The sequence below is a fragment of the candidate division KSB1 bacterium genome (genome assembly GCA_022562085.1).
Lineage (GTDB): Bacteria > Zhuqueibacterota > Zhuqueibacteria > Oceanimicrobiales > Oceanimicrobiaceae > Oceanimicrobium.
On the sequence record JADFPY010000303.1, the window covers coordinates 1 to 5,681 of the forward strand.

Consider the following 5,681-nt stretch of genomic DNA (forward strand, 5'->3'; position numbering starts at 1 on the left):
GAGGGTTGAAAATTTTTGGTAATTTTATGGGCCGCAAAGCTGGCCTGCGAGAGGCACTCAAGTTTTTTCCGGAGAAATTGCAGCCAGTCCTGGATAAATCCTTTCCATTGCAAGAAGCTGCTGCAGCGCATAGGCGTTTGGCAAATCGGCAGCAGTTTGGAAAAATCATTTTGAAACCGTAGGAAATTCAATTGCATAAAATTAAATAAAGCTCTACAGAATCGTTTATGGGGTGCAGCGAAATGCTATTGTCATATGGACTCATTCGAATAATTTTACTGAGGCAATCATGGATTTCCACGCTCTAGGAACTTTTACACAAATGGTCTTGTTATTGACCGTCATGCTACTAATTATTGTTGCAACTATCGGCATTTTTACTTGCTACACTAAATAACTTGAACCTCCTTTTCATTAAGAATAAAACACAGTTGTTTGTTCTAGTCGATTGTGTTTTTACCGGGGTATGTGTCGCGCGGTGCTTGATATCAAATTTAAATTAGACAACGCCACAAAATTATCGTACACCTATCTAGCAAAATGGACCATTCTGGCCCTGCTTGCCGGTGTAATGGGAACGCTGGTTGTCCATTCTTTTGTCTACCTGTTGGGGCTAATACGCACTCTTATAGCCGCATTCGGGGTCCCCATCTGGGTATGGCCGGTGGTGGGTGCGATCCTGGTCGGGGGGATTGTCTACCGGATACAGCCACATTCATCCGGTGAGGGAATACCATCGTTTATCCGGGGCGTACGGGATGACAAAGGGAAGCTCGGAATTTCCGAAACCTTTTACAAGTATTGGGCCGCACTGCTTACGATTGCCACCTTCGGCAATGGCGGCGTAGTGGGCCCGCTCGGCCGCGTTACATCCGGCATTATGTCATATGTTGAGGGAAAAATCAATAAGCTTCACATCGTTTTTGATAAACACGATCGGCGAACGGGCGCCATTTGCGGACTTGCAGCCACCATCGGGACCATATTTCATTCCTCAATTGGCGCGGGGATTTTTGCCGTGGAAATTATCCAGAGGAAGAGCATGGGATACAAGGACCTTTTCCCGTCTATATTATCCAGCGCCTGCGCGGTTTTTGTATGTAAATCTATCGGCTTGGGAAGCTTTTACCAATTCAGTCCGGTGGATGAATTTATGGATGTGCGTAAAATCGGCTGGCTTCTGCTGTTGGCTATTTTGACGGGAGCTACCGGGTTATTTTACACATACCTGTATGCCAAAGTGAGTAGGCTTTTCGGAAAGAAAGAAGGTAATGTTTTACTAAAAGTCGTTGCCGGATCAGTGCTTGCGTTCTTTATCGCCTGGGCGGTCAATCCGGAACTGCTTGGAACGAGCAGGAACATTATCGGGGCCCTGTTCACAAATGATATTTCCCCGGTAACGGGCAGGCTTTCATCTTTACCGGTTGTGCCGGTCATCATTGTCATAATGTTTCTTAAAATGCTGTGCAACTGCCTCACGGTCGGTTCCGGGATGAGTGCCGGTTTTACCGGGCCCATGGTTATCGTTGGAATGCTTCTTGGCGTGGCTGTTTCCAGGATTTCAAATGTGGACTGCCTATCGCCGACTTATTACGCGTTTCTGGCTGCTGGTTTTGCCGGCATGCTGGCCAGCGCCATGAACGTTCCCCTTGCAGCGGCCGTCATGGCAATAGAAGTGTTCGGTCTCCAATATTCATTCCCTGCCGGGTTTGCAGCTATATTGGGATTTCAGGTAACGCGCCACAGGACCATCTACGAATATACATTTGAGGAATTGGACATTAAGGATTGATTATCGTTATCGAACAACCCTATTGACATTTTTGGGATAAATTGATAGCTTAATTTAGAATTGAACCCAATAACTTTTGGGAAAATGAGTTATTCCTTTGAGTATATGGATTGTACGCAATGACAGAGATATTCGAAGTCGCGGCCAAAATCACAAATCCGACCCCAAAATTCTCATCTTTGACGAAGAAGCGACGTCTAATCTGGACACAGAAAGCGAGCTTTACATTCAGGAGAGTCTGGGCCGCCTTACCGTATCCGCTGAACTTGGGGCTTTGTTATCATGTGCCAACTTACCCGCGGACTCGGCCTTATATGATGTTTCTGTTCGTCGGCTCACTTCCCGACGCTTCGGGATACAGGCTTCCTTTCCACAAAGCCTCGCGGCTTTGCAGTTGCCTTTCGCTAATAATTGCAGTACCTTAAAATCAAGATACTGGGGTTCACTTATAGAGGACTTGCACCTCAGTAGTTCATGCCCATGCCGGGCGTACACTTGTGGTTTGCAGTTGACGGCGGGGCCCGTGCTTTCCGGTTTGTTTTTTGCCCTTTCAAAAAAGCTAATTTTAGTCAGCAGATTAGGTGCTCATAAACCCGCCGCAACTAAAACCAAATGTTATAAGGTAAAATGAAAAACAATCAAAGAATAAAAAAACTACTTCAAGACTTCGACTATGTAAATCCAGAATTGGGGAAAATTATTCGTTCCCTCCGCAAAACGGTTATGTCTATTGCGCCTGATTCGGAAGAAAAAATCATGTATGGTGGAATTATTTTCGTAATACCCAATCGTATGTTTTGCGGCTTATTCTTACGGAAAAACCATATATCAGTTGAATTTGATCTTGGCTATCTTTTGAAAGACACAGAAAAACATCTTGAAGGTTCGGGACAATATCGAAGGCATTTGAAAATTTTTAATAAAAAGGATATTAAAATTAAAAAAACAGAGAACTTTATCTTACAGTCTTTCAAAATAGAACCCTTATAACAAATCACTCAAGATAACAAATGACTCAAGCGGATTGTTTTCGCGCGAGTTCTAATGTTAGGCTCTCCATATAGCCCAATACAAAAAAGGAGAAATCATATGGTTGTTTGTAACTCGAGAGTAGTGTACTCCCGGCTAGAGGTGTTGTCTCGACTCCGATCGAGCCTGGTGTATATGATACTTGTCTCAATCTGCCTCCTGGCAGCTTTCGGCGAGTCTTCCGGGCAAGAGATTGTCGAGAAGGAGCTTGCACAGAAGTTAGATACATATATCCAACAGGTTATGGGAAAATTTGAGATCCCTGGGATGACAGTTGCGGTTACTAAGGGAAGAAAAATCATATATACCGGGTCTTTTGGAGTACGCGACTTAAATACTAAGGAACCAATGAAACCCGAATACTTGTTCCATATGGCGTCAGTCTCGAAACCGTTTGTTGCCACTGCAATTATGCAGCTAGTGGAACGAGGTAAGATGAATCTCGATGAGCCGGTTGTAACCTATTTGCCTTACTTCAAGTTAGCCGACCAGCGCTACAAGGATATCACTATCCGTCAGATGCTTAATCACACTTCCGGTATGCCCGACGTACGCGACTATGAATGGGACAAACCCCAGTACGACGTCGGTTCCGCCGAACGCTATGTGCGCAGCCTCACGGATCAAAAGATGATTGCGGCCCCCGGTGAGCGTTGGCGGTACAGCAATATGGCCTTTGATGCACTAGGAGATGTCATTGCAAAGGTTTCCGGGCAACCTTTTGAGATTTATGTGAAAGAAAATATTTTGCAGCCGCTTGGGATGACCGAAAGCACATTTTTGAGAACCGAAACGACGCCGGAACTGCGCACCACCCCCCATGTATGGAAGCTGAAGCCAGTTGTTAGTGAGGTCTATCCTTATAATCGACGCCATGCTCCGAGCTCCACACTCAATTCCAGTGTTATTGAGATGGCGAATTGGGCCTTTGCCAATCTGAACCAGGGGGAATTGAACGGGAAACGTATCCTAAGCGAAAAGAGTTATGAAGTTTTATGGGGCCCCTCTGCCAAAGTTGACGAACAGAGTCAAGTTGGTTTGAGTTGGTTCCTCGGAACCTACCGCGGTACATCGACCGTCTCGCATGGAGGCGGCGATACGGGATACCGGAGTCATTTTACCCTTCTTCCGGACATGGATATTGGTGTAATTCTGGCCAGTAATTATGATCGTACTCCAATTGGGTCGATTCGCACTGGTGTGCTGGACGTTTTGCTAGGCCATCAACCTGAGACTATCAAGATATCCGTGAGGGTTCCCTTTGTTAAGGTCTACAAACGTGAAGGGCTCGATGCCGCTAAAGCATATTTTAAGAAGCTTAGAAGCGAGGAGGAGGAGGAATATAGATTCGGCGACGGCGAGTTAAATACCCTCGGTTATTATTTTCTGCAGGAGAATCGAATTGAAGAAGCGATTGAAATATTCCAATACAATGTAGAGCTCTATCCGGATATGGCCAACACTTACGATAGTCTTGGGGAAGCTTACATGGTGGCGGACCAGAAGAATGAAGCCATCTCAAATTATGAAAGGTCGCTAGAATTGGATCCCGGGAATACGAATGCTGCCGAAATGCTTAAGAAGTTGAAAGAGAAATAACCGGTGGCCTAATTAACGGCTTCACCGGACGAACGGTATGATATTGCCCCGAAAAAATGGACACAAAGTTACGCGCATTTTTTGTACTCTTTTTCTTCATACTCGGCCGGACTTTGGTACCCGAGCGTCGCATGAAGGCGTTCTCGATTGTAGAATATTTCTAAATACTCAAACGCTTCTCGTTTTACATGATGAATATCCTGAAAATCGACATGATAAGCCCACTCTGTTTTGACCGTCTTGAAAAACGACTCGGCCACAGCATTGTCCCAACAATCGCCTTTGCGACTCATACTCTGGATGAAGCCGTGCTTTTTCACTGTTTTTCTAAATTCATCACAAGCGTATTGAACTCCCCGGTCAGAGTGGACAATCAATCCCTTACCTGGTTTTCGTCGCCAGAGCGCGTTCTGAAAGGCCTCGAGAACCATCTCCTGGCTCAGAGACCTACTGACAGCCCATCCGACAACACTTCGAGAGAAGAGGTCAATAAAGACCGTCAGATACGACCAGCCCGACTTTGTCCAAATATAGGTAATATCACTGACCCACACTTCGTTGGCAGCCGAAGCGGTAAAATTCCGGTTAAGCAAATTCGGCGCAACCGGGTAGGTATGTTTCGAATGGGTCGTCGCTTTAAACTTCTTGCTAACTTTAGAGGCGATACCCATCTTCCTCATCCGATTGGCAACCCGATTTCGACCGTACTTCTTACCGCGCTTCAGAAGCTCATGGGTTATCTTAACGCTGCCATATCGGCTTTGACTACGCTCATAAACCGATTTTATCTCTACATCCAGCCGAATATTTTCTATCTCACGACTGCTGCGTGGCCGGCTCAACCAAGTGTAATAACCACTACGGGACACGTTCAGTACTGCGGCCATCCTCTCCACAGAAAAACCAGAGCTATTGTCTTTGATGAACTGGTATTTCATTGCGGTCCCTTTGAGAAGATGACCAATGCTTTTTTTAAGATGTCGCGCTCCTGGCGTAGAAGGTCATTCTCTCGCTGCACACGTCTGAGTTCTTCATCTGCAGGTTTCAGTCTACCCTTGCCAGGAAAGGGATGTTCTGAATCTTCCGACAGTGCTTTCCGCCAGCGGGATATGGCGCCATTGCCTATACCAAGGTCCCGTTCAACGGAAGCTGCCGACCGACCTTCTACTGTCACTAGACGAACAGCTTCTCTTTTAAATGACTCGTCATATTTGTTCGGTGAATGCTTTGATTTCATTAACACACCTCTTTTAAGATTTTA

7 protein-coding genes are annotated in these 5,681 nt (G+C 45.7%); 5 read left to right on the top strand and 2 right to left on the bottom strand.

Annotated features, from left to right (window positions below; all coding sequences use genetic code 11):
- The first annotated feature begins 26 nt into the window (after nucleotides 1-26).
- From IH879_18660 to IH879_18680, 5 genes are all read left to right on the top strand, one after another.
- Nucleotides 27-182, top strand: coding sequence for a zinc-binding dehydrogenase (locus IH879_18660; protein MCH7676948.1), 156 nt, complete (start codon nucleotides 27-29; stop codon nucleotides 180-182).
- A gap of 296 nt (nucleotides 183-478) precedes the next feature.
- Nucleotides 479-1,792: a chloride channel protein gene (locus tag IH879_18665; GenBank protein ID MCH7676949.1), complete on the top strand. Its 1,314-nt coding sequence runs from the start codon at nucleotides 479-481 to the stop codon at nucleotides 1,790-1,792.
- Between the two features lie 97 nt (nucleotides 1,793-1,889).
- Nucleotides 1,890-2,423, top strand: a complete 534-nt coding sequence (locus IH879_18670) for a hypothetical protein (protein MCH7676950.1) — start codon at nucleotides 1,890-1,892, stop codon at nucleotides 2,421-2,423.
- Complete coding sequence (locus IH879_18675; GenBank protein ID MCH7676951.1) at nucleotides 2,420-2,782, top strand: DUF1801 domain-containing protein; 363 nt, start codon at nucleotides 2,420-2,422, stop codon at nucleotides 2,780-2,782. The genes IH879_18670 and IH879_18675 overlap by 4 nt, the downstream gene beginning before the upstream one ends.
- Before the next feature lie 174 nt (nucleotides 2,783-2,956).
- Nucleotides 2,957-4,420 (top strand): class A beta-lactamase-related serine hydrolase, encoded by a 1,464-nt coding sequence (locus IH879_18680; protein ID MCH7676952.1) that lies wholly within the window; start codon nucleotides 2,957-2,959, stop codon nucleotides 4,418-4,420.
- Nucleotides 4,421-4,488: 68 nt separating this feature from the next.
- Here IH879_18680 and IH879_18685 read toward each other — a convergent pair whose 3' ends face one another.
- Both IH879_18685 and IH879_18690 read right to left on the bottom strand, forming a co-directional pair.
- Nucleotides 4,489-5,358: an IS3 family transposase gene (locus IH879_18685; protein MCH7676953.1), complete on the bottom strand. Its 870-nt coding sequence runs from the start codon at nucleotides 5,356-5,358 to the stop codon at nucleotides 4,489-4,491.
- Entirely contained in the window at nucleotides 5,355-5,657 is a 303-nt protein-coding gene (locus IH879_18690) for a transposase (protein MCH7676954.1), read from the bottom strand. Before IH879_18690 ends, IH879_18685 begins: the two co-directional genes overlap by 4 nt.
- Between the last annotated feature and the right edge of the window lie 24 nt (nucleotides 5,658-5,681).

What these genes read in the sequence shown, in the direction of transcription:
- IH879_18675 (MCH7676951.1), top strand. Translation starts at nt 2,420, where the DNA reads ATGAAAAACAATCAAAGAATAAAAAAACTACTTCAAGACTTCGACTAT.
- IH879_18680 (MCH7676952.1), top strand. Translation starts at nt 2,957, where the DNA reads ATGATACTTGTCTCAATCTGCCTCCTGGCAGCTTTCGGCGAGTCTTCC.
- IH879_18660 (MCH7676948.1), top strand. Translation starts at nt 27, where the DNA reads ATGGGCCGCAAAGCTGGCCTGCGAGAGGCACTCAAGTTTTTTCCGGAG.
- IH879_18690 (MCH7676954.1), bottom strand. Translation starts at nt 5,657, where the DNA reads ATGAAATCAAAGCATTCACCGAACAAATATGACGAGTCATTTAAAAGA.
- IH879_18685 (MCH7676953.1), bottom strand. Translation starts at nt 5,358, where the DNA reads ATGAAATACCAGTTCATCAAAGACAATAGCTCTGGTTTTTCTGTGGAG.